Origin of the sequence: Bradyrhizobium sp. 187, from assembly GCF_023101005.1 — a bacterium.
In the GTDB taxonomy this organism is placed as follows: Bacteria; Pseudomonadota; Alphaproteobacteria; order Rhizobiales; family Xanthobacteraceae; genus Bradyrhizobium; species Bradyrhizobium canariense_D.
In genome coordinates this window covers 237,313-258,092 of sequence record NZ_CP064693.1, presented here as the reverse complement: position 1 = coordinate 258,092, position 20,780 = coordinate 237,313, and the positions used below count along the sequence as shown (strand labels likewise).

At 64.2% G+C, this 20,780-nt stretch carries 15 protein-coding genes; 7 read left to right on the top strand and 8 right to left on the bottom strand.

What is annotated here, in order from left to right; genetic code table 11:
• Positions 1–397: 397 nt before the first annotated feature.
• The 3 genes from IVB19_RS01235 to IVB19_RS01225 all read left to right on the top strand — a co-directional run bounded on the left by IVB19_RS01235 (position 398) and on the right by IVB19_RS01225 (position 4,375).
• On the top strand, positions 398–2,125 hold the full coding sequence (locus tag IVB19_RS01235) for a hypothetical protein (protein ID WP_247298153.1): 1,728 nt from the start codon (positions 398–400) through the stop codon (positions 2,123–2,125).
• A 214-nt stretch (positions 2,126–2,339) separates the two neighbouring features.
• Positions 2,340–3,080: a thermonuclease family protein gene (locus IVB19_RS01230; protein WP_026233211.1), complete on the top strand. Its 741-nt coding sequence runs from the start codon at positions 2,340–2,342 to the stop codon at positions 3,078–3,080.
• 107 nt (positions 3,081–3,187) lie between these two features.
• Complete coding sequence (locus IVB19_RS01225) at positions 3,188–4,375, top strand: pyridoxal-phosphate-dependent aminotransferase family protein (RefSeq protein WP_018456620.1); 1,188 nt, start codon at positions 3,188–3,190, stop codon at positions 4,373–4,375.
• A 160-nt stretch (positions 4,376–4,535) separates the two neighbouring features.
• On the opposite strand, the gene IVB19_RS01220 is transcribed toward IVB19_RS01225, so the two are convergent.
• Positions 4,536–5,642, bottom strand: coding sequence for a hypothetical protein (locus IVB19_RS01220; RefSeq protein WP_018456621.1), 1,107 nt, complete (start codon positions 5,640–5,642; stop codon positions 4,536–4,538).
• On the bottom strand, positions 5,642–7,078 hold the full coding sequence (locus IVB19_RS01215; RefSeq protein WP_018456622.1) for an MBOAT family O-acyltransferase: 1,437 nt from the start codon (positions 7,076–7,078) through the stop codon (positions 5,642–5,644). The genes IVB19_RS01220 and IVB19_RS01215 overlap by 1 nt, the downstream gene beginning before the upstream one ends.
• Positions 7,079–7,226: 148 nt before the next feature.
• Between IVB19_RS01215 and IVB19_RS01210 the strand changes: the two genes are divergently transcribed.
• Positions 7,227–9,326: a S9 family peptidase gene (locus IVB19_RS01210; RefSeq protein ID WP_026233212.1), complete on the top strand. Its 2,100-nt coding sequence runs from the start codon at positions 7,227–7,229 to the stop codon at positions 9,324–9,326.
• Between the two features lie 110 nt (positions 9,327–9,436).
• Here the strand turns inward: IVB19_RS01210 and IVB19_RS01205 are convergent, their stop codons facing one another.
• The 6 genes from IVB19_RS01205 to IVB19_RS01180 form a co-directional block, all read right to left on the bottom strand.
• Entirely contained in the window at positions 9,437–10,528 is a 1,092-nt protein-coding gene (locus tag IVB19_RS01205) for an SMP-30/gluconolactonase/LRE family protein (RefSeq protein WP_018456624.1), read from the bottom strand.
• A gap of 82 nt (positions 10,529–10,610) precedes the next feature.
• Positions 10,611–11,330 carry a ribonuclease activity regulator RraA gene (locus tag IVB19_RS01200; protein WP_018456625.1) on the bottom strand — a complete coding sequence of 240 codons (720 nt, stop codon included), beginning with the start codon at positions 11,328–11,330 and terminating at the stop codon, positions 10,611–10,613.
• 10 nt (positions 11,331–11,340) lie between these two features.
• Positions 11,341–13,080: an L-arabinonate dehydratase gene (gene araD / locus IVB19_RS01195; protein WP_018456626.1), complete on the bottom strand. Its 1,740-nt coding sequence runs from the start codon at positions 13,078–13,080 to the stop codon at positions 11,341–11,343.
• Positions 13,077–13,934 (bottom strand): ABC transporter permease, encoded by an 858-nt coding sequence (locus tag IVB19_RS01190; protein WP_085348860.1) that lies wholly within the window; start codon positions 13,932–13,934, stop codon positions 13,077–13,079. The genes araD and IVB19_RS01190 overlap by 4 nt, the downstream gene beginning before the upstream one ends.
• A gap of 11 nt (positions 13,935–13,945) precedes the next feature.
• Positions 13,946–14,707: an ABC transporter ATP-binding protein gene (locus tag IVB19_RS01185; RefSeq protein WP_018456628.1), complete on the bottom strand. Its 762-nt coding sequence runs from the start codon at positions 14,705–14,707 to the stop codon at positions 13,946–13,948.
• Positions 14,707–15,726 (bottom strand): ABC transporter substrate-binding protein, encoded by a 1,020-nt coding sequence (locus IVB19_RS01180; protein ID WP_018456629.1) that lies wholly within the window; start codon positions 15,724–15,726, stop codon positions 14,707–14,709. The genes IVB19_RS01185 and IVB19_RS01180 overlap by 1 nt, the downstream gene beginning before the upstream one ends.
• A gap of 94 nt (positions 15,727–15,820) precedes the next feature.
• Between IVB19_RS01180 and IVB19_RS01175 the strand changes: the two genes are divergently transcribed.
• The 3 genes from IVB19_RS01175 (at position 15,821) to IVB19_RS01165 (ending at position 20,741) form a co-directional block, all read left to right on the top strand.
• The gene (locus IVB19_RS01175; RefSeq protein ID WP_018456630.1) at positions 15,821–16,537 is read left to right on the top strand and encodes a GntR family transcriptional regulator; all 717 of its coding nucleotides are present in this window, start codon (positions 15,821–15,823) and stop codon (positions 16,535–16,537) included.
• Between the two features lie 201 nt (positions 16,538–16,738).
• The gene (locus IVB19_RS01170) at positions 16,739–17,167 is read left to right on the top strand and encodes a response regulator (protein WP_018456631.1); all 429 of its coding nucleotides are present in this window, start codon (positions 16,739–16,741) and stop codon (positions 17,165–17,167) included.
• A complete protein-coding gene (locus tag IVB19_RS01165) occupies positions 17,145–20,741 on the top strand; it encodes a PAS domain S-box protein (protein ID WP_026233214.1) in 3,597 nt (1,198 codons plus the stop codon). The genes IVB19_RS01170 and IVB19_RS01165 overlap by 23 nt, the downstream gene beginning before the upstream one ends.
• Positions 20,742–20,780 lie beyond the last annotated feature (39 nt).

Here is a 20,780-nt window from a genome sequence, read left to right as displayed (position 1 = left end):
ACCAGCCAAACACGCGCACACTGTTTGAGTAGCGCGATAGCGTCTTTGGGTTTGAGGGATTGGCCGGGGGTGTGCCCCCGAATTGCGCGCAATTTGCGGCGCCGCACCAAACAAAGCCTTAACCGGATATCGCCTCCCCCGCAATAGATCGCTGAAAATTTGAGCTAAGTCTCTGGAAACATGAGCTAATTTTTACTGCCCAATGTGTGATTTTTTTGCGTCCCCGTAGCCTTCCGGAGCCTGATTATGCAGGCTTCGTGCCGGCTTTTTCTGTGACCCTCATCACATTTGTATTTCCTGCGAATCCGGGTAGCTTTTCAACGACTTGCAGGGGGTGGCGCGCGGCTGGGAGCGCGCCGGCCGGCCCCCCGGCCAATTCCCGCGACCAGGTTATTTCATGAGCTTTCAATATTTTGCCGGCGCCGCCTGCCGGGCGCTGACGGCGCGGAAGGACGGCCCCTCGCTTTACGACGTCTGCGATCCCGTACTGTCTGTTGCGGCCAGCGGCGATCCGCATCTGCCTAAGTTCTACAAGACCGCGCTCGGCAATCCCGCATTGCGGGTGCTGCTCCGCCGGGCCGGGCTGCCCGAGCTGCGCGACGAAGGCAAACTGGCCCGGCTGCGCCAGGCCCTAGTGCGCGCCCGCGACGAGGCCGAGCCCAATTGGGCGGCGGTCGGCCAGCCCGTCGCCGATCTCGTCGACAGCATCGCGCTGGATCATCCCAAGCCGCCGCCGGCCATGTTCACCGGCGCCATGCCGCAACAATCGCAGATCGACGGCGTGATCCGCGACTGCGCGCAGCATCTGCTGGGCTCGTACCGCAAAAATGGCTTTCTGCCGACCTACGCCGCGTTCAACCTGATCGGCGATCCCGATTTCCGCGGCCGAGAGCTGACCATGGCGCTCACGGGTCTCAACGCGCGCGGCTACAAGAACTCCTCGCTGCTGTTCAACCTCGCCCGTGTCTTCATCGCGCGATCTCCGGCGCGCGCAGTCGTCAATCCGCCCTGGCGAGGGGTTGCCGAACCGATGTGGGAGCCGGTGCAGATCCGCCACCGCTCGGCCTATTACGACGCGTTCTTCATCGAGGCGCTGTTGAGCTACGTTGAGACCGGTCTCGCCTCGCTCTCCGACAAGATGGCGGCGGAGCGCGCGGTTGCCGATATGGTCGATTTCTGCGTCAACATCAGCCGCGAAGAGGTCGAGGGCATCGACGGGGCGCGGTTCAACGTCATCACCGCGCTCGCGCCGGCACCGCATCCGCGCTTCTCACGCTACTTCGCCCAGATCAAGCAGGACCTCGGCTTCGGCGTCTACGTGCCGGATTGCGACACCACGGCGTGCTCGATCTCCGCGGCGACGCAGGCCGGCTGCACCGATCCGATCCTCGACCAGCCGCTGCTGGATTTCTATGCCGGCTATCAGGTGCGCGCCGGCGTCAACGAGCCGCGCGTGACCGTGCCGATCAACGACAATATCGATTACGAGGGCGGGGTTGCGACCTGGATCGACAATCTCAAGGGCGAGCGGCCCTATGGCAATGATCTCGATCCGACGCTCAATCTCGACATTCTCGAGGTCAGCTTTCGCAACCTCGCGCGCTGGAAAGTATTGGAGACGCCGGCGCGGCTCGCCACCGTGCATCGCATCCTCGGCTTCCAGAAGCGGCTGGCGGCGAGCGGCGCCTTCGCCAATCCGCGCTCGCATATCTACTATTTGCCTGAGCTTTACAGCGCCTATTTCGGTCGCTGCTATGCTGCCTTCCTGGCGCTGCCGCTGGCGGCGCAGGCGATCATCGATCCCGACGGCGATTTCGATTTCATCCGCCACCGCGTGCTCTCCTACGTCAAGGGCGAGTTGATGGCCGCCGAAATGAACGTGTTCGACGCAGCGCTCGCCCTGATCGCGCTCGGCCATCTCGGCGCCGACCCGCGCGCCTTTGCGCCGGCGCTGAACGTGATCGTCGCGAGCGTCGGCGAAGGCGGCCGCCGCGGCCCGTTCCGCGCCTATGAGTGGAACAAGATGAAGACGCCGACGCGGATCCTGGTGGGCGGTCCGGAGGTCACGTCGGCGTTCGTGCTGATGGCGCTGGCGGTGGCCGAGCGGGCGATGGCGCGGGGATGAGGTCGCGCAGGGTGGGTTAGCGAAGCGTAACCCACCACTTCTGCCGCCGTGGAGACGAAAGAGGTGGGTTACGCCTTCGGCTAACCCACCCCTACTAAACTTCGCCCGATGACAGGAAGTTGAAAGCCCAATTGCCAGGCATATGCTGGCCGAGCGGACAAAAGCCGACCACAATTGCGAGGTCTATCGCAGTTTTCATCACACGCGGGCCGGCATGTTGCGAAAACCCCTGATTGCGCTGTCATTGCTTGGCTTCTCCTTGTCCGGCTTGCCATCGCCGGCGCGGGCCGCCGACATCACCGGCACAGCGAAGGTCCGCGCCGGCGACGCGGTGGTGATCGGCAACACGCGGATCAGGCTCGGCGGCATCGACGCCCCCGCGGTCGACCAGCTCTGCCTCAACAACAAGGGCGAGCGCTGGACCTGCGGCATCGCGGCCCGCGACGAGCTCGCCAAATACGCCGACGGCAAGACCTGGGTCTGCCATGCGCGGTCGATCGACCGGCGCGGCCGCACCGTGGCGCGCTGCGACGTCGGCGGCGAGGATATCCAGAAATGGCTGGTGCGCGCAGGCTGGGCGCTGGCCTACACCCGCGTCTCGCGCGACTACGAAGCCGATGATGCCGCCGCGCGGGAGGCAAAAGCCGGCATGTGGCAAGGCGCCTTCATCGCGCCCTGGGACTGGCGCGAGCGCAACAAGAAGACCACCATCCTCGGCGCCACCAAGCCGCCCGATGGCGCACATGCGATCCTGCTCGCTTCGGCTTCGGGCCCGGTCGCGCCCTCGCCGGACTGCACCATCAAGGGCAACGTCAACAGCGCCGGCGAGTGCATCTATCACCGGCCGACCAGCCGCTGGTATGCGCAGATCAAGATGAAGATCAGCAAGGGCACGCGCTGGTTCTGCTCGGTGGAGGAAGCCGAGGATGCGGGCTGCCGCGAGACTAAGAGATAACCCACGTCAGACCTGCGTTTTCCGGCCTTTTCTTGCACCGCGGCGCCGCGTAAAAGTGTGAATCAGCGACCCACCATCCTATTCTCAGGCAACAAGGACCAACAGCAATGACCGTTCGCGCGGGCCGGGAATTTCTGGCCATCCCCGGGCCCACCAATATGCCCGACGAGGTGCTGCGGGCGATGCATCGTCCGGCGATCGACATCTACTCCAAACAGATGACCGATCTGACCGAGAGCCTGCTCAGTGACATCTCGAAACTGTTTGCCACCAAGGGCAAGTCCTACATCTACATCGCCAACGGTCACGGCGCCTGGGAAGCAGCATTGAGCAACGTGCTGTCGCGCGGCGACAAGGTGCTGGTGCTCGAAAGCGGACGGTTCGCGATCGGCTGGGGCCATGCCGCGGCGCTGATGGGTGCCGAGGTCGAGGTGCTCAAGGGCGACTGGCGCCGCGCAGTGCGGCCGCACGAGGTCGAGGAGCGCCTGCGCCGCGACAAGGAGCACACCATCAAGGCCGTCGTCGTCGTCCAGGTCGACACCGCCTCAGGCGTGCAGAACGACATCGAGGCGATCGGCAAGGCGATCAAGGCCAGCGGCCATCCGGCGCTGTACATGGTCGACACTGTGGCCTCGCTCGGCTGCATGCCGTTCGAGATGGACAAATGGGGCATCGACGTCGCGATGTCGGGCTCGCAAAAGGGCCTGATGACGCCGCCCGGCCTCGGCTTCGTCGCGGCCAACGCGCGCGCGCGCGAGGTGCAGAAGACCGCCAACATGAGCACGCCCTATTGGAGCTGGAGCGAGCGCGAGGGCAGCGAGCACTATCGCAAATATGCCGGCACCGCGCCGGTGCATCTGCTGTTCGCGCTGCGCCAGGCCATTGACCTGCTGCACGAGGAAGGACTGGAGAACGCCTTCCGACGTCACAGCCTGCTCGGCGAGGCCGCACGCCGCGCGGTCGGCGCGTGGTCGGAAGGCCAGGTGCTCGGCTTCAACGTCGCCGAAGCCAGCGAACGCTCCAACACCGTGACCACGGTGACCATGAGCAACGGCCACGATCCGGCAATCCTGCAACGCTATTGCAAGGAGAAGTGCGGCGTCGTGCTCGGCACCGGCATCGGCGATCTCTCGGGACAAGCCTTCCGCATCGCCCATATGGGCCACGTCAACGCCCCGATGCTGCTCGGCACGTTGGGCGTGATCGAGATCGGGCTGAACGCGCTGAAGATCCCGCACGGCAAAGGCGGGCTCGAAGCGGCGGTTGCCTATCTCGGCGAAGAGGTGGCGGTGTAAGCCTCTTTTTTCCTTCTCCCCTTGTGGGAGAAGGTGGCGCGAAGCGCCGGATGAGGGGTTGTCTCCGCAATCGCAACTGCCGGACTCGCGGATAGATACCCCTCACCCGTCTCGCCGCTAACGCGGCGAGCCACCCTCTCCCACAAGGGGAGAGGGGAAGTCAGCGCGGGAACCGATACGCCGCGACCTGCGCCTTCAACGCGTCCAGCGAGGCAAGTGGCGCCGTCGGATCGACCCGATACTCCCCACGCGCCAGCCACGACAGCACCTTCGCATCGATCACCGGCGAATGGTGGATGACGTCGCCGTAATTGTCGAGGTCGTGCGTCACGTCCTTGATCGCCCGGAAATCGTACAGATGCACATTGGGAAGCTGCGTCAGGCGCTGCGCAATGACGGCCGTGAGGTCCGTGACGATTTTCAGCGTCGCAGGCGAAGCGTCGCGCATCGCGACGAATTGCAGGATCGAATAGGGCGGGAAGTAGATGTCGAAGGTCACGTCCGGATGGCGCGCGATCAGGCCGACGGCGTCACGCTCGAAATGCCGGACCATCGCGTCGTAACGATAGCCTTCGCCGAGAAAACGGCTGCGCACGGGATCGGTGATATAGGCGAAAGCCGCGAGCGTCCTTTTCGCATTATAGGCGCGCGCGACGTCGATATCGCGCGGCAACGCATAAATGTCGTCGACGTCTTCAAGCGCAAACTTGACGGGCAGAAAAGGCGCCGCCCGGGTCAGCGGCTCCCGCAGCGGCGGAACCGACCGCAGCAATGCGAACAGGGATTCCTTCGCCATCGCCGCACTGAACAGATAGGACGCGATCCCCTTTGCCGTCCCGCGATAGAGATCGGCAGCGAGATAAGGATCGGTCTCGATGTCGGCAGCATCGACAAAGATAAAGTCGTCCATCGCCCAGATCACGCGCTTCGCGCCGCGGTCGATGGCCTGCTCGAGCACAAAGCCCTGCTGACACGAATTGGAGCCGGTCATCGCCAGCTTGAGCGAGTGCACGCCGAGGGCATGGTCGATGTCGCTCTGGCGGAAATGGATCGCGAGCGAGGTGCCCATGAACGCGGTATCGAACGACTGGCTGCGGATCAGCCCGGCATTCTGCACGCGCGTGTCATCGGAATAGAACGGCGCGACGAGACGCGAAGGCCGAAACAGTTGCAGGGGATCGATGACATAGGTGAGCGCAGCCGCGCCCAGCACGCACGCGATGCTCGCGAGGAGAAGACGCCCTGGATTTGTGAACGCGCCGCGCATCAGAACCGGAAATAGATGAATTCGCTGTGGCTCTGGATACCCAAAATCCCGAACGCAAGCACCAGCGACGCACCATAGAGGACCAGCGGCCGCATCCGTCCGGACATCAGGCCGTCGCCGACCCTGCGATTGGCGTGGTCGTACCCCATGAGTCCTTGCGTGTTCGGCGCCAGCCACACCAGCGCGGCATAGATCGTGACCATCACCGACGCCGCAATCTCCTCGCGGCCGAACACGATGTTGGAGGGATCGGCCATCGCATTCACAATCCGCATTGCCCAATCGACCCGTTCGGCACGGAAGAAGACCCAGGCGACAACGACGGCGAGGAATGTCAGCACGGCTCCGGCGACACGCGTCGGGTGCGCGAGCCACTTCGGAACATTCGGCACCAGCGCGTTGAAAGCGTGATTGATACAGAGATAGGCGCCATGCAGGGCGCCCCAAATGACAAAAGTCCAGGCCGCGCCATGCCAGAGCCCGCCGAGCAGCATCGTGAGCAGCAAGTTGATGTAGCGCAGCACGCGCCCGCGCCTGTTGCCCCCGAGCGGGATGTAGAGATAGTCGCGCAGGAAGTGCGACAGCGTCATGTGCCAGCGGCGCCAGAACTCGACGATGCTGGTGGCCTTGTAGGGCGAGTTGAAATTGACCGGCAGGAAGATGCCGAACATCAGCGATATCCCGATCGCCATGTCGGAATAGCCGGAAAAGTCGAAATAGAGCTGGAACGTGTAGGCGAGTGCACCGAGCCAGGCCTGATCAAAACTCGGCGCGCGCGCATCGAAGGCGAGCGCGACCAGCGGCTGGATGCCGTCGGCAAGGCAGGTCTTCTTGAACAGGCCGATTGCGAAGATGATGAGGCCGCACAGGATCAGATGCGCATGCGGATGCTTGGTTTCCTCCCGCTCGAATTGCGGGATCATGTCCTTGTGGTGAAGGATTGGCCCCGCGATCAGATGCGGAAAGTAGGTCACGAACAGCGCATAGTGTGGCAGCGCGTAGGCCGCGACCTGCCCGCGCCAGGCGTCAACCAGGAACGCGATCTGGGTGAACGTGTAGAAGGAGATGCCGACCGGCAGCAGGATGTGGACCGCAAAGTGCGTGCCGGCCAGCGCGTTGACGTTCTCGGTGACGAAGCCGGCATATTTGAAGATGCCAAGTACGAGAAGATCGCCGGCGACGCCGAGGGCCAGTGCCACCTTTCGTTGCGACGAAGTAAGCTTGGCCACGATGAGGAGGTGGCCTATGCCGTAGTTGAAGGCGATCGATAGCAGCAACAGGGCCACGAACTGCCAGTTGCCAATGGCATAGAAGGTGAGCGAGGCCGCCGCCAGCCAGATCACCGGGGCCAGATTGCTGCGCCGCCCGAGCCAGAAATAGCCAGCCAGCGCGGCCGGCAGGAACAGCAGGATGAACGGGTAGGAATTGAACAACATCAGGCTGGACCGGCGGCAGGACTAAAGACCCGGCCCCTAAAGCATACAAGCGGCCCGTCAACAACCCGGCGACGACGCCCGCAGCGACGCTGGCAATTCACGGAAGCGGGACGATATAAGGTGAAACACGCATCTGAATGAGGATCGAGTGACACAAGCCAAAACACCTTCCCTGCCCCCCCTCGCGCCGCGCCGGCCGCATTCCTTCACGCGACACGGGATCACCGTGACGGATGAATATGCCTGGTTGAAGGACGAGAAATGGCAGGAGGTGCTGCGCGACCCCGCGGTGCTCGATCCCGACATCCGCAAATATCTCGACGCAGAAAATGGCTACACCGAGAGCCTGCTCGGCCATACCGCGGCGCTCCAGAAAACGCTGGTGCGCGAGATGCGGGGGCGGATCAAGGAGGACGATTCCAGCGTGCCGTCGCCGGATGGTCCTTTCGCCTATTTCCGCAAATTCCGCGAGGGCGGTCAGCACGAGCTGTTCGGCCGTATGCCGCGCGACGGCGGCGAGGGCCACATCGTGCTCGACGGCGATGCGCTCGCCAAGGACCATGAATACTTCAAGTTCGGCGGCAGCCGGCACTCGAACGACCACAGGCTGCAGGCCTGGAGCGCCGACACCAAGGGCTCGGAGTATTTCTCCATCCGCGTGCGCGACTGGGCGACCGGCAAGGACCTCGACGACGTCGTCGAGGAGACCGACGGCGGCGTGGTCTGGAGCAAGGATGCGACGTCGTTCTTCTACGTGAAGCTCGACGACAACCACCGCCCGATGCAGGTGTGGCGGCATAAGCTCGGCACTGGGCAAGCCGACGACACGCTGGTCTACGAGGAGCAGGATTCCGGCTGGTTCACCCATCTGCAAGAGAGCACCAGTGGCCGCTTCTGCGTGATCGCGGGCGGCGACCACGAGACCTCCGAGCAGCGGCTGATCGACCTCGCCCACCCCGACGCACCGCCGCGCCTGGTCGCGGCACGCAAGGAAGGCGTGCAATATTCGCTGGCCGACCGTGGCGACGAACTCTTCATCCTAACCAACGCCGACCATGCCATCGACTTCAAGATCGTCACCGCGCCGCTCGCCTCACCCGAGCGCAAGAACTGGCGCGATCTGATCCCGTATCGCCCGGGCATCTACATCATCGACCTCGATCTCTATGCCGGCCACATGGTGCGGCTGGAGCGCGCCAACGCGCTGCCGTCCATCGTGATCCGCGACCTCGCCTCGAACGAGGAGCACGCGATCGCGTTCGACGAAGCGGCCTATTCGCTGGATACGATGGGCTCCTACGAATTCGAGACGACCAATTTGCGCTTCGCCTATTCGTCGATGACGACGCCGTCGGAAGTCTACGATTACGACATGGTCAAGCGCACGCGCACCCTTCGCAAGCGGCAGGAGATCCCGTCCGGCCACAATGCGAGCGACTACGTCACCACCCGCATCATGGCGAAAGCGCATGACGGCGCCGAGGTGCCGGTCTCGATCCTCCATCGCCGCGGACTCACGCTCGACGGCGCGGCGCCGCTGCTGCTCTACGGCTACGGCTCCTACGGCATGGCGATGCCGGCTTCGTTCAGCGCCAACCGCCTGTCGCTGGTCGACCGTGGCTTCGTCTATGCCATCGCCCATATCCGCGGCGGCGCCGACAAGGGCTGGGGCTGGTACCTCGACGGCAAGCGCGAGAAGAAGACCAATTCGTTCGACGATTTTGCCGCCAGCGCACGCGCGCTGATCGATGCGAAGTACACCAGTGCAAAGCGCATTGTCGGCCACGGCGGTTCGGCCGGCGGCATGCTGATGGGCGCGGTGGCGAACCGCGCCGGCGAATTGTTCGCCGGCGTCGTCGCCGAAGTGCCGTTCGTCGACGTGCTCAACACGATGCTCGACGACACGCTGCCGCTGACGCCGCCGGAATGGCCGGAATGGGGCAACCCGATCGAGAGCGAGAAGGATTTCCGCACCATCCTGTCCTATTCGCCCTACGACAATGTCGCGGCGAAAGACTATCCCGCGATCCTGGCGATGGGCGGGTTGACCGATCCGCGCGTCACCTATTGGGAGCCCGCCAAATGGATCGCGCGCCTGCGCGCGACCATGAGCGGCGGCGGCCCGGTCCTGCTCCGCACCAACATGGGCGCCGGCCACGGCGGCGCATCGGGACGCTTCAACCGGCTCGATGAAGTCGCGATCGTCTATGCGTTCGCGCTGTGGGCGGCGGGGATGGCGGAGGCGTGACTTCGTAGCCCGGATGGAGCGCAGCGAAATCCGGGATTAGTGCAGACGACATCACAGCCCCGGATTGCGCTGCGCTCCATCCGGGCTACGGCCTCGAGAGAGGCGAAGCCTCACACGGCCCCATGCGCCTCCACATACAGCGCATACACCGAGTGGCTGCTTGCCATATACAGGCGATTGTTCTTCGGCCCGCCGAAGCAGAGATTGGCGCAGCGTTCGGGCAGCTTGATGAAGGCGAGCGGCTTGCCCTCTGCGTTGAACACCATCACGCCGTCGAGATCCTCCGACTTGGCCTTGAGCTGATAAACCTTGCGGCCGGCGATGTCGGTCGGCTCGGATTGCAGCGCACCGTTGGAGCCCCAGCCGCACCAGAGATTGCCGTCGCGGTCGACGCGAAAACCGTCGAGCGAGGCCTGGTCAGCCGCGTCGATCAGCTTGGTCTTGCCGCTGAGCGAACCGTCGTCACCGACACTATAGCTCCAGATGCTGCGGTTGGGCGTACCTTTCCACTCGACCACGTAGAGCTTCTTCTCGTCAGGCGAAAAGGCGAGGCCGTTCGGATTGACGAGGTCGGTCAGCATAGCGCTGAGCTTGCCGTCCTTAGCGATGCGGTAGACGTTGGTGGTGGCTTGCTCGGCCTTTTCCTTCTTGCCCTCCCACTCGCCGTTGATGCCGAACAGCGGGTCGGTGAACCAGATGCTGTCGTCGGACTTCACCACGATGTCGTTCGGCGCGTTCAGCCGCTTGCCCTCGAACTTCTCGGCCAGCACGGTGATCTTGCCGTCCTTCTCGGTGCGGGTGATGCGGCGGGTCACCGAGTGCTCGCAGCTGACGAGGCGACCCTGGCGGTCGCGCGCGTTGCCGTTGGCGTAGTTCGCGTTGGCGCGGAACACGCTGGTCTGCCCGGTCTTCTCGTCGAACTTCATGATCCGGTTGTTGGGAATGTCCGAGAACAGCAGATAGCCGCCTTCGGGAAAATAGGCGGGGCCTTCCGCCCAGCGCATGCCGGTTGCGACCTGCTCGAGCGTCGAGGAATAGAGCCGGTACTTTCCAAAACTGGGATCGAGGATTTGAACGGCGGGATCGGGGTAGCGCTGGTTCGGCGCGAACGGAAACGACTGGGCACCGGCGGCGTGGGCGAGGAGCGCGGAGGTGGCCGCAGCGCCGGCGCCGGCCAAGAGGTTGCGTCGCGTGAAATTCATGGAGTCCTCCCTGGGTGATTTAAGGCCGGCGCTTGCTGCGGCCGGCCTGTTTCTTGATATGCTTGGTGTCGGCGCGCGGCCTTTACCTTCCGTTCGCCTTCCGCCATGCGGCGAAGTCGGTCAGCGTCTGTGGGTCCGTTGCCGGATAGAGACCGAAAATGCCGCGGCCCTTGTTGACTTCCTCGGTGACGAAGTCCTCGAACGCGGTCATCTCGAAGGTCTCGTTGGCGATCTCCTCAGCGAGATGCGCAGGGATCACGATCACGCCGTCCCTGTCGCCGAGAATGACGTCGCCGGGAAACACCGGCGCATCCCCGCAGCCGATCGGCACGTTGATCTCGATGGCGTGATGCAGCGTCAGATTGGTCGGCGCGCTTGGGCGGTGGTGGTAGGCGGGGATACCGAGCTTGGCGATCTCGGCCGAGTCGCGAAAACCGCCATCGGTGACGACCCCGGCGACGCCGCGCTTCATCAAGCGCGTGACCAGGATTGCACCGGCGGACGCGGCGCGCGCGTCCTTGCGGCTGTCCATCACCAGCACGTGGCCCGCCGGGCAATCCTCGACTGCCTTGCGCTGCGGATGGGAGCGGTCCTTGAAAACCTCGATGGTGTTGAGATCCTCGCGCGCCGGCATATAACGCAGCGTGAAGGCTTCACCGACCATGGTCGGCTGGTCGGCACTGAGCGGGTGCACATCCTGGATCATCTGGATGCGCAGGCCCCGCTTGAACAACGCGGTTGCGACGGTGGCGGTGGAGACGGATTTGAGCTTGTTGCGGGTGGCCTCGGCAAGTTTGGTCATGTCACGCTCTCTAGTAAATCGAGGGCTCGCCGATCGGCGCGCCGAAATCGGTCTCGAGGAAGTCGAAGTCGCAGCCGTCATTGGCCTGCTTGATGTGCTTGGTGAACATCCAGCCATAGCCGCGCTCGAAGCGGCGCTCGGGCTGCTTCCAGGCGGCGCGACGCTTGTCGAGCTCGGCTTCCGACACGTCGAGATTGATGGTGCGGGTGGCGACGTCGAGCGTGATGCGGTCGCCGTTCCGCACCAGCGCGAGCGGTCCGCCGACATAGGATTCGGGGGCGACGTGCAGAATGCAGGCGCCGTAGCTGGTGCCGCTCATGCGCGCATCCGAGATTCGCACCATGTCGCGCACGCCCTGCTTCACGAGTTTTGTCGGGATCGGCAGCATGCCCCATTCCGGCATGCCCGGCCCGCCCTGCGGCCCGGCGTTGCGAAGGATGAGGATGTGGTCTTCGGTGACGTCGAGATCGGGATCGTCGACCGCCTTCTTCATCGAAGGGTAGTCGTCGAACACCAGCGCCGGCCCGGTGTGCTTGAGGAAGCGCGGCGCGCAGGCCGACGGCTTGATGACGCAGCCGTCGGGTGCGAGATTGCCCTTGAGCACCGCGAGCGCGCCTTCCTTGTAGATGGGATTGTCGATCGAGCGGATCACATCGTCATTGTGGACCTCGGCATGCGCGATATTCTCGCCCAGCGTCAGGCCGGTGACGGTGATGCAGTCGAGATGCAGATGCGGCTTGATCTGCCCCATCAGCGCCGGCAGGCCGCCGGCATAGAAGAAGTCCTCCATCAGATAGGCATCGCCGCTCGGCCGCACATTGGCGATGACGGGCACCTTGCGGCTCGCAATCTCGAAATCGTCGAGGCCGATGTCGAGACCGGCGCGGCGGGCCTGCGCGATCAGATGGATGATGGCGTTGGTCGAACAGCCCATCGCCATCGCCACTGCAATCGCGTTCTCGAACGCCTTGCGGGTCTGGATTGTCTTCGGCGTCAGATCTTCCCAGACCATCTCGACGATACGGCGCCCGCATTCCGAGGCCATGCGGATATGGTTGGCATCAGCGGCGGGAATCGAGGACGCGCCCGGCAGCGTCATGCCGATCGCCTCTGCAATCGCGGTCATGGTGGAAGCCGTGCCCATGGTCATGCAGGTGCCGTAGCTGCGCGCAATGCCGGCCTCGATGTCGAGCCAGTCCTTGTCGGAGATTTTTCCGGCGCGCCGCTCGTCCCAGTATTTCCAGCCGTCCGAGCCCGAGCCGAGCGTCTTGCCCTTCCAATTGCCGCGCAGCATCGGACCTGCCGGCAGATAGATCGCCGGGATGTTCATCGAGGTCGCACCCAGCAGCAGCGCCGGCGTGGTCTTGTCGCAGCCGCCCATCAGCACCACGCCGTCGACGGGATGGCTGCGCAACAGCTCCTCGGCGTCCATCGCCAGCAGATTGCGATAGAGCATGGTGGTCGGCTTGAGCAGCGATTCCGACAGCGACAGTGCCGGCAGCTCCAGCGGCAGGCCGCCGGCCATCAGGATGCCGCGCTTGACGTCGTCAACGCGCGACTTGAAGTGCATGTGGCAGGGCTGCGCGTCCGACCAGGTGTTGAGGATCGCGATGATCGGGCGGTCCTTCCACTCCTCCGGCGCGTAGCCCATCTGCATGGTGCGGGAGCGATGGCCGAACGAGCGGAGATCGTCGGGTGCGAACCAGCGCGCGCTGCGGAGCTGGTCGGGCGTTAGTTTCTTCTTGGTCATGATTGGGTGCCCCATTTCTGCACGGTGTTCCGCTCGATGGCGCGGAAGATCAGGTTTTCGACAAAAAGCCCGATGATGATCACCGTCAAGAGGCCGGCGAAGACCGCAGGTATGTCGAGCAGGTTGCGGTTTTCGAAGATGAACCAGCCGAGCCCGCCCTGCCCCGACGACACGCCGAACACCAGCTCGGCCGCGATCAGCGTGCGCCAGGCAAAGGCCCAGCCGATCTTGAGGCCGGTCAGGATCGAGCCGAACGCGGCGGGGATGAGGATTTTCGCCACGTACGGCAATCCCCGAAGGCCGTAATTGCGGCCGACCATGCGCAGCGTGTTGGACACGCTCTTGAAGCCCGAATGGGTGTTGAGCGCGACCGGCCACAGCACCGAATGGATCAGCACAAACACCAGACTGCCGTTGCCGAGACCGAACCAGATCAAAGCGAGCGGCAACAGCGCGATCGCCGGCAGCGGATTGAACATCGCCGTGACCGTCTCAAGGAAATCGGTGCCGATGCGGGTGGAGATCGCGAGCACGGTGAAGATCGCGGCGAGCGCGATGCCGGCTGAATAGCCCATGAACAGCACTTTTAGCGAAGCCCAGGCCCGCATGGGAATCGTGCCGTCCTTGACGCGATCGTAGAGCGTGAGGATCGTGTCGTGCAGCGTCGGAAACAGCAGGGGATTGTCGAGGGCGAGGCCGTAGGCCTCCCAGACCGCCGCGAGGAACAGGATGATGACGGTCTTGCGGACAAAGCCGTCGTTCCACAACAGCTCGGGCACGCTCAGCTTGCGCTCGACCTCGGCTGCGCTGCCGACGACCGGCGCGTCACGCAGCATTATTCTCGCTTCGCCCATGAGAGGCTCCCTCAATGCGCCGTTGCTTCGGAGGCGAACAGGAGATCGTGAATCTCCTTCTCCAGCCGGCCGGCACTGCCATCGTCATTGGAGACCTTGTCGACGTCGACCACCTCGGCCTTGACGCGGCCGGGATGCGGCGACAACAGCAGGATGCGGTTGCCGATGCGGATCGCTTCCGCGATCGAGTGGGTCACGAACAGCACGGTGAATTTGGTCTCGCTCCAGAGCTGGAGCAGCTCGTCCTGGCAGGTTCGCCGCGTCAGCGCGTCGAGCGCGGCGAACGGCTCGTCCATCAGTAGGATGTCGGGCTCCATTGCCATGCCGCGCGCGATCGCGACGCGCTGCTTCATGCCGCCGGAGAGCGTGTGCGGATAAGCGTCGACCACGCGGGTGAGGCCCACTTTCTCGATATAGGCCCGCGCCCGCGCATCGGCATCCTTGCGCGACAATTTTCGCGCGGTCAGCAGCGGAAACATCACGTTGGCCAGCACGCTTTTCCAAGGCAGCAGCTGGTCGAACTCTTGGAAGATCATCATGCGATCGGCGCCGGGACCGCGAATCTCGCGGTCGTTGATGGTCATGCGGCCTTCGCTCGGCGCCATGTAGCCGCCGACGGCCTTGAGCAGGGTCGACTTGCCGCAGCCGGACGGCCCGAGCAGCACGAAGCGGTCGGACCTGTCGACTGTGAAGCTGACCCGTTCGGTCGCCGTGACGACGGCGCTGGAGGTCTTGTAGCGCAGCGTCACGGAGCTGACGTCGAGCAGCGCCATCAGTTGCCCTTCAGATCGTGGGCGACGGGCAGATAATAATCAGTCCAGGCCTTGGGCTGAGTCTTCAGCGTGCCGGTCTTGAACAGATGGGCGGCGAATTTCATCGTGCCCTGCGGTTCGAGATTCCACTCCATCATGCCGGGCTCCTGGAGGAGATCGAGCAGCTCTTCCACCGAGGTCTTGTCGCCGGTGATCTCCTTGTAGATCTCGACCGCCTGTCTGGTGTCGCTGCGGATCAGATCCTGAGCTTCCTTGGTCGCATCGCGCACGGCCTGGATGATTTTCGGGTTGGCATCAGCGAACTTCGTGGTGGTGAAGAACTGCGCCTGGCTGAGCGGGCCGCCCATCACGTCAGGCGACGACAGCACGACATGCGCGCCCGGCACGTTCTTCAGCTCGAGGAAGGTGAACGGCGGAATCGAAAAATGGGTGTGCACCTCGTGCTTGGCGTTGGACAGCGCCGCATAGGCGTCGGGATGACCGAGCTGCACCGTGTTGACGTCCAGCTTCGACCATTGGTCGGGACCAAAGGCTTCGGCGGCGGCGATCTGGAGCACGATGGCCTGGGTCGAGACTTTTACGGTCGGCACGGCGATCTTGTCGTTGGGGCCGAAATCCTTGATCGACTTGATGTTGGCGTCGCGGCTGATCAGCGTCATCGGCTGCGCCGAGGTCGCGACGATGCCCTTGACGCCGCCGCGGGTGCGGTCCCACAGCAGCAGCAGATTGCCGGTGCCGGTGTTGAGGATGTCGACCCCGCCCGCGAGCAGCGCATCGGTCTGCGCACCGCCGCCGGAGAAGGTGACCCATTTGGTGGTGACGCCGGCCACCCCGAGCTGAGCGGCGTGCTTCTCGATCAGCTTCTGCTTTTCCATGATGTGGCTCGGCATGTAGAAAATGCCGGGCTGGCGAGACAGCGAGATCTCGGACTTCTGCTGCGCCTTTGCTGGCGAAGCCGTCAGCGCCGCTGCGGCGATCAGGGCGACGGCCGTGAGGCCACACTGAAATTGCTTGATCATTGTTGTTCGTTTCCTCCGGCCGCCATTGACGAGCGATCTTGCTAATGCACTAATGCATTAGTGTATCAAAGGCAAGCTGGCCGGAGCGCTTCGCATGGAACCAGCCGAACCCGCGCCCCGCGTAGCCCCCCGCCCCGGCGCGCGGCTCGACCGGGCCCGGCAGGCCGCACCGCAAGTATTCGAGCGGCTGCGCAATGCCATTCTCGCGCTCGAATTGCCGCCGGGCTCGCCGCTGTCGCGCACGGATCTCGCCGCACAATTCGGCGTCAGCTCGACGCCGATCCGCGACGCCTTGATGCGGCTCGAGGAAGAAGGGCTGGTCGACGTGTTTCCGCAGCACGCCACCGTCGTCAGCCGCGTCGACGTCGGTCGGGCCGAGCAGGCCCATTTCCTGCGCCAGGCGCTGGAGCTCGAAATCGTCCGGCTGCTCGCGCAGCAGCACGGCGAAGCCCTGGTCATACGCCTCGACCACACGATCGCGCTCCAGCAGCAATTCGCCAAGGCCGGAGACTTCGAGAGCTTCATCGCTGGCGACAATGATTTTCACGCGCAGCTTTATGCCGCGGCCGGCAAGCAGGAACTCTGGACGCTGGTGCGCAGCCGTAGCGGACATATCGACCGGCTGCGCCGGATGCATCTGCCCTCACCCGGCAAGGCCCAGAACATCGTCCGCCACCACAAGCTGATCACGCGCGCGATCGAGGCCGGCGACGCCGATGCTGCGCAACAGCATCTGCGCAAGCACCTGTCGGGCACGTTGAGCGAGCTCGACACGATCCGAAGCCACTATCCGGAATATTTGACCGACTAGGCATATGGCGCGCGGTTGTCGCGAGCGCTTGTGCACGTCACCGTGCATAAATTGACGCAACCGAGTTCGCCTTTTGCGAGCAATCTTGGGATCGATGGCGAAGTGCTTGCAGGCCAGATGCAATCCGCGCAACAATTTCAGAGTTGATGGTTTGATTTGCGGTCGCTGGGACACCCCATCCGGCCCGGGAGGATACCAGACGTGGCCAACATCCTGATCGTGGATGACGATCCGGCCGTGCAGATGACGATTCGGCTGCTCCTGGAGAGGGCCGGTCATCAAATCACCGTCGCCGGAGACGGCCGCAAGGGACTTGCGCTGTTCGAGGCCGGCCAGTTCGACCTTCTCTTTCTCGACATCTTCATGCCCGGCATGGACGGCCTGGAGACGATGCGCCACATCCGGGCGCTGCAGCCGGCGATTCCGATCGTCGTCATTTCCGGCCGTTCGTTCACGCCGGACGCCCATGCGGAGCCGGACTTCCTCAAGATGGCGACCAAGCTCGGCGCGGTGGCGAGCTTGCAGAAGCCGTTCCGGGCCGACGCGCTGCTCGCCGCGGTCGCTGGCTGCCTGGACGCGGCGCGGACGGCATCGGTGAGGAATCCGGATGTCAGCACCGGCCGCCGATGACAAGAACCTTCATTCTGTTCCAACCGAGCGCGGGCACGGCCATTCAGGAAGCGGTGCAGATTTCCCCATGACACTCGCTACGCGGCTCGCCATCGCGATGATCCTGCTGGTGGCGGTCACCGTGGCCGCAGTCGGCTGGCTCGGCTATCGCAATATCACCCAGGCCGTCATTCCGCGGGTCCTGGAACGGATTGAAGCCCAGTCGAGCCTGCTGGCCACCCATCTTGAATCCTACGTTGCCGGCGCGCGCGGCGATCTGCTCGGTTATCGCTCCGCCGCGGCCATCAACGGCCTGATCCGTGCCCACATCGGTGGAGGCCTCGACGATGTCGACGGCGTTTCCGAGCAAACCTGGCGCGAGCGCATCGCAGCCCGGCTCGCAGCCGAGATCGACGCGAAACCGAGCTACGGGCAATTTCGAATCATCGGCCTTGACGACGACCAGCGCGAGTTGGTCCGCGTCGATCGCGCCGGCCCGAACGGAACAGCACGGATCGTCCCCGACGGCGAACTGGAACGCAAGAGCGACCGAACCTACTTCCAGGAGACGATTCGATTGGCGCCGGGCGACATCTATGTTTCGCCCGTCGATCTCGCCACGCGGCAGGGAGGAACCACGGACCCTCACATTCCGACGTTGCGCGTCGCGACTCCGCTGTTCACGCCTGATAGCAAGCCGTTCGGCATCGTCATCGCCAATATCGACATGCGTCCTGCGCTCGACCGCGTCCGCTCGACCACGAGCGCAGGAGGAGAAATCTATGTCGTGAATTCGCGTGGCGACTATCTTGTCCACCCTGATCGTGCGCGGGAATTCGGTGCATTGCTTGGCAACGCCAACGATTGGCGCCGGGACTTTCCTTTCTTTGCAGCCCGGGCCGGCCTGCCGCAAGGATCCACGCAGCTTACGAGCGACCAAGCGGGCCGGCCGAGTGGAGCGGCGCTCGCACCGGCACTGCTGGCCGGCAAGGAGTGGTTGGCAGTCATCGAGACGGCCCCACCATCCGTGTTCAGTAGCGTTCCGGCGGCCATTCAAAAAGCCTCCTCACTGGTCGGCCTGCTTGCTGTCCTTGCCGCAGCTTTGCTTGCGGTACTGCTGGCGCGCTCATTGACGCGGCCGATCGGGCGTCTGACCGCGGCGGTGGAAGCGATCGGCAGCGGACGGCGCGCCGAGATTCCCGTCGATGCGAGCGGAGAGACAGGCGTGCTGGCGCGGGCATTCGCGCAAATGGTCGAAGAAACGAGAGCGAAGACGACCGCGCTTGAACGCGAGATCGAGGAGCATCGCCGCACCGAGGCCGCGCGAAGCCATCATGAAGCGCGCGAGCGCTTGTTCAGCGCCGCCGTCGAATCCTCCGACGAAGCGATCGTGATGCAATCGCTCGACGCCATCATCACCGGCTGGAATGCCGCCGCCGAGCGCCTCTACGGCTATTCGGCGAATGAGGCGATCGGGAAATCCACCTCGATCATCGTCCCACCCGACCGACGCGAGCAAGGCAAGGACTATTTGCGGCGGATCGCCGGAGGTGAACCGATGGAACGGTTCGAGACGGTGCGCCTGCGCAAGGATGGCACGCCGGTCGAAATCTCACTCAGCCTGTCGCCGATCAGGGGCCCATCGGGCGAGATCGTGGGCGCCTCCGGCACCGCGCGCAGCCTGACCGAGGCGCGACGGGCCGAGCGGGCGCTGCAGCAGCAGCTCGAGGAACGGCGACAGATCTTCGAGACCTCCCAGGATCTGATCATGGTGATGGACGCGCGCGGCCACATCGCGCAGATCAGTCCGAGCAGCGAGGCCATTCTCGGCTACCGGCCGGAGGAGATGATCGGCCGCAGCGGCGCCGATTTCATTCATTCCGGCCATCTCGACCAGTCGCGCGACGAGATGCGCGCGCTCAGGCGCGGCGAGCGGCTGAAGCTCGCGGACACCCGCTGCTTCCACAAGGACGGTCGTGAGGTCTGGCTGTCCTGGCTCGGCAGCTGGTCCGACCACGCCCAGCGCTACTTCTTTGTCGGGCGCGACATGACAGAAGCGAGGCTTGCACAGGAGTCCTTGCGGGAGAGCGAACAGCTTGCGCGCAACATCGTCGAGACCTCGCTCGATGCTTTCACCCAGACGGACCACACCGGGGCCATCCTGAGTTGGAACTCGCAGGCCGAGAAGCTCTTCGGATGGACCCGTGAGGAGGCGATCGGCAAGAATGCGATTGAGCTTTTCGTCGCCCCCAGTGAGCGCGAAAGCGTCAGGGCCAGACTGAAGCTCTTTCTCGAATCCGAGCAACAATCGCTGGCTAATCCACGGCGCGAACTTTTGGTGCGGCGACGCGACGGTAAGGAGTTCAGGGCCGAGCTCAGCGTCACGGCGCTCCAGCGACGCGAAGGCGTTCTCTTCAATTCGTTCTACCGCGACCTGACCGACAAGATCGCGGCCGACGAGCGCATCCGCCAGGCCGAGAAAATGGAGGCGGTCGGCCAGCTCACCGGCGGCGTGGCGCACGACTTCAACAACATTCTCACCGTCATCACCGGAACGATCGAGATCCTGGCCGACGCGGTGGCCAACGAGCCGGAGCTCGCGGCGATCACGAAGATGATCGACGAGGCCGCCGGGCGTGGCGCCGAGCTGACGCAGCACCTGCTGGCGTTTGCGCGCAAGCAGCCGCTCCAGCCGCGCGAGATCGACGTCAACGCGCTGATCATCGACACGGCGAAATTATTGCGGCCGACGCTGGGCGAGCAGATCCATATCGAATCGGTGTTCGAGGACGAGAACTGCGTCGCGATCGTCGATCCCAGCCAGCTCACCACCGCGATCCTCAACCTCGCGCTCAATGCCCGCGATGCCATGCCGGGCGGCGGCAAGCTGATCGTGGAGACGGGCGCGGCCTATCTCGACGAGGTCTATGCCAGCGTCAACGACGTCCCGCCGGGACACTACGTGCTGATCGCCGTGAGCGACACCGGCAGCGGAATTCCCGCCAACATGCTGGCCAGGGTGTTCGACCCCTTCTTCACCTCGAAGGGACCGGGCAAGGGCACCGGACTCGGGCTTTCGATGGTCTACGGCTTCATCAAGCAGTCGGCGGGCCATATCAAGATCTACAGCGAGGAAGGCCACGGCACCACGATCAAGATGTACCTGCCGCCCGGCAAGACGCCGACGGCGGTCGGCGAGGGCGTGACGCCGGCGACCATCGAGGGCGGACACGAGACGATCCTTGTGGTCGAGGACGACCGGCTGGTGCGCGACTACGTGCTGGCACAGCTGCATTCGCTCGGCTACGTCACCTTGCAGGCTGCGAACGCCGCGGAGGCGCTCGCAATCGTCGCCGCCGGAAAACCGTTCGACCTCCTGTTCACCGACGTCATCATGCCCGGCAAGATGAACGGAAGGCAGCTCGCCGACGAACTGCAGAGAACGCGTCCCGATCTCCGGGTGCTCTACACGTCCGGCTATACCGAGAACGCGATCATCCATCACGGCCGGCTGGATTCGGGCGTTCTGCTGCTAGCGAAGCCCTATCGCAAATCGGATCTGGCGCGGGCCATCCGCAAGGCGTTGAACAGTTGATGGCGCGTCGGGTGAGAGCCCGCAGCCCGGGTGAGCGAA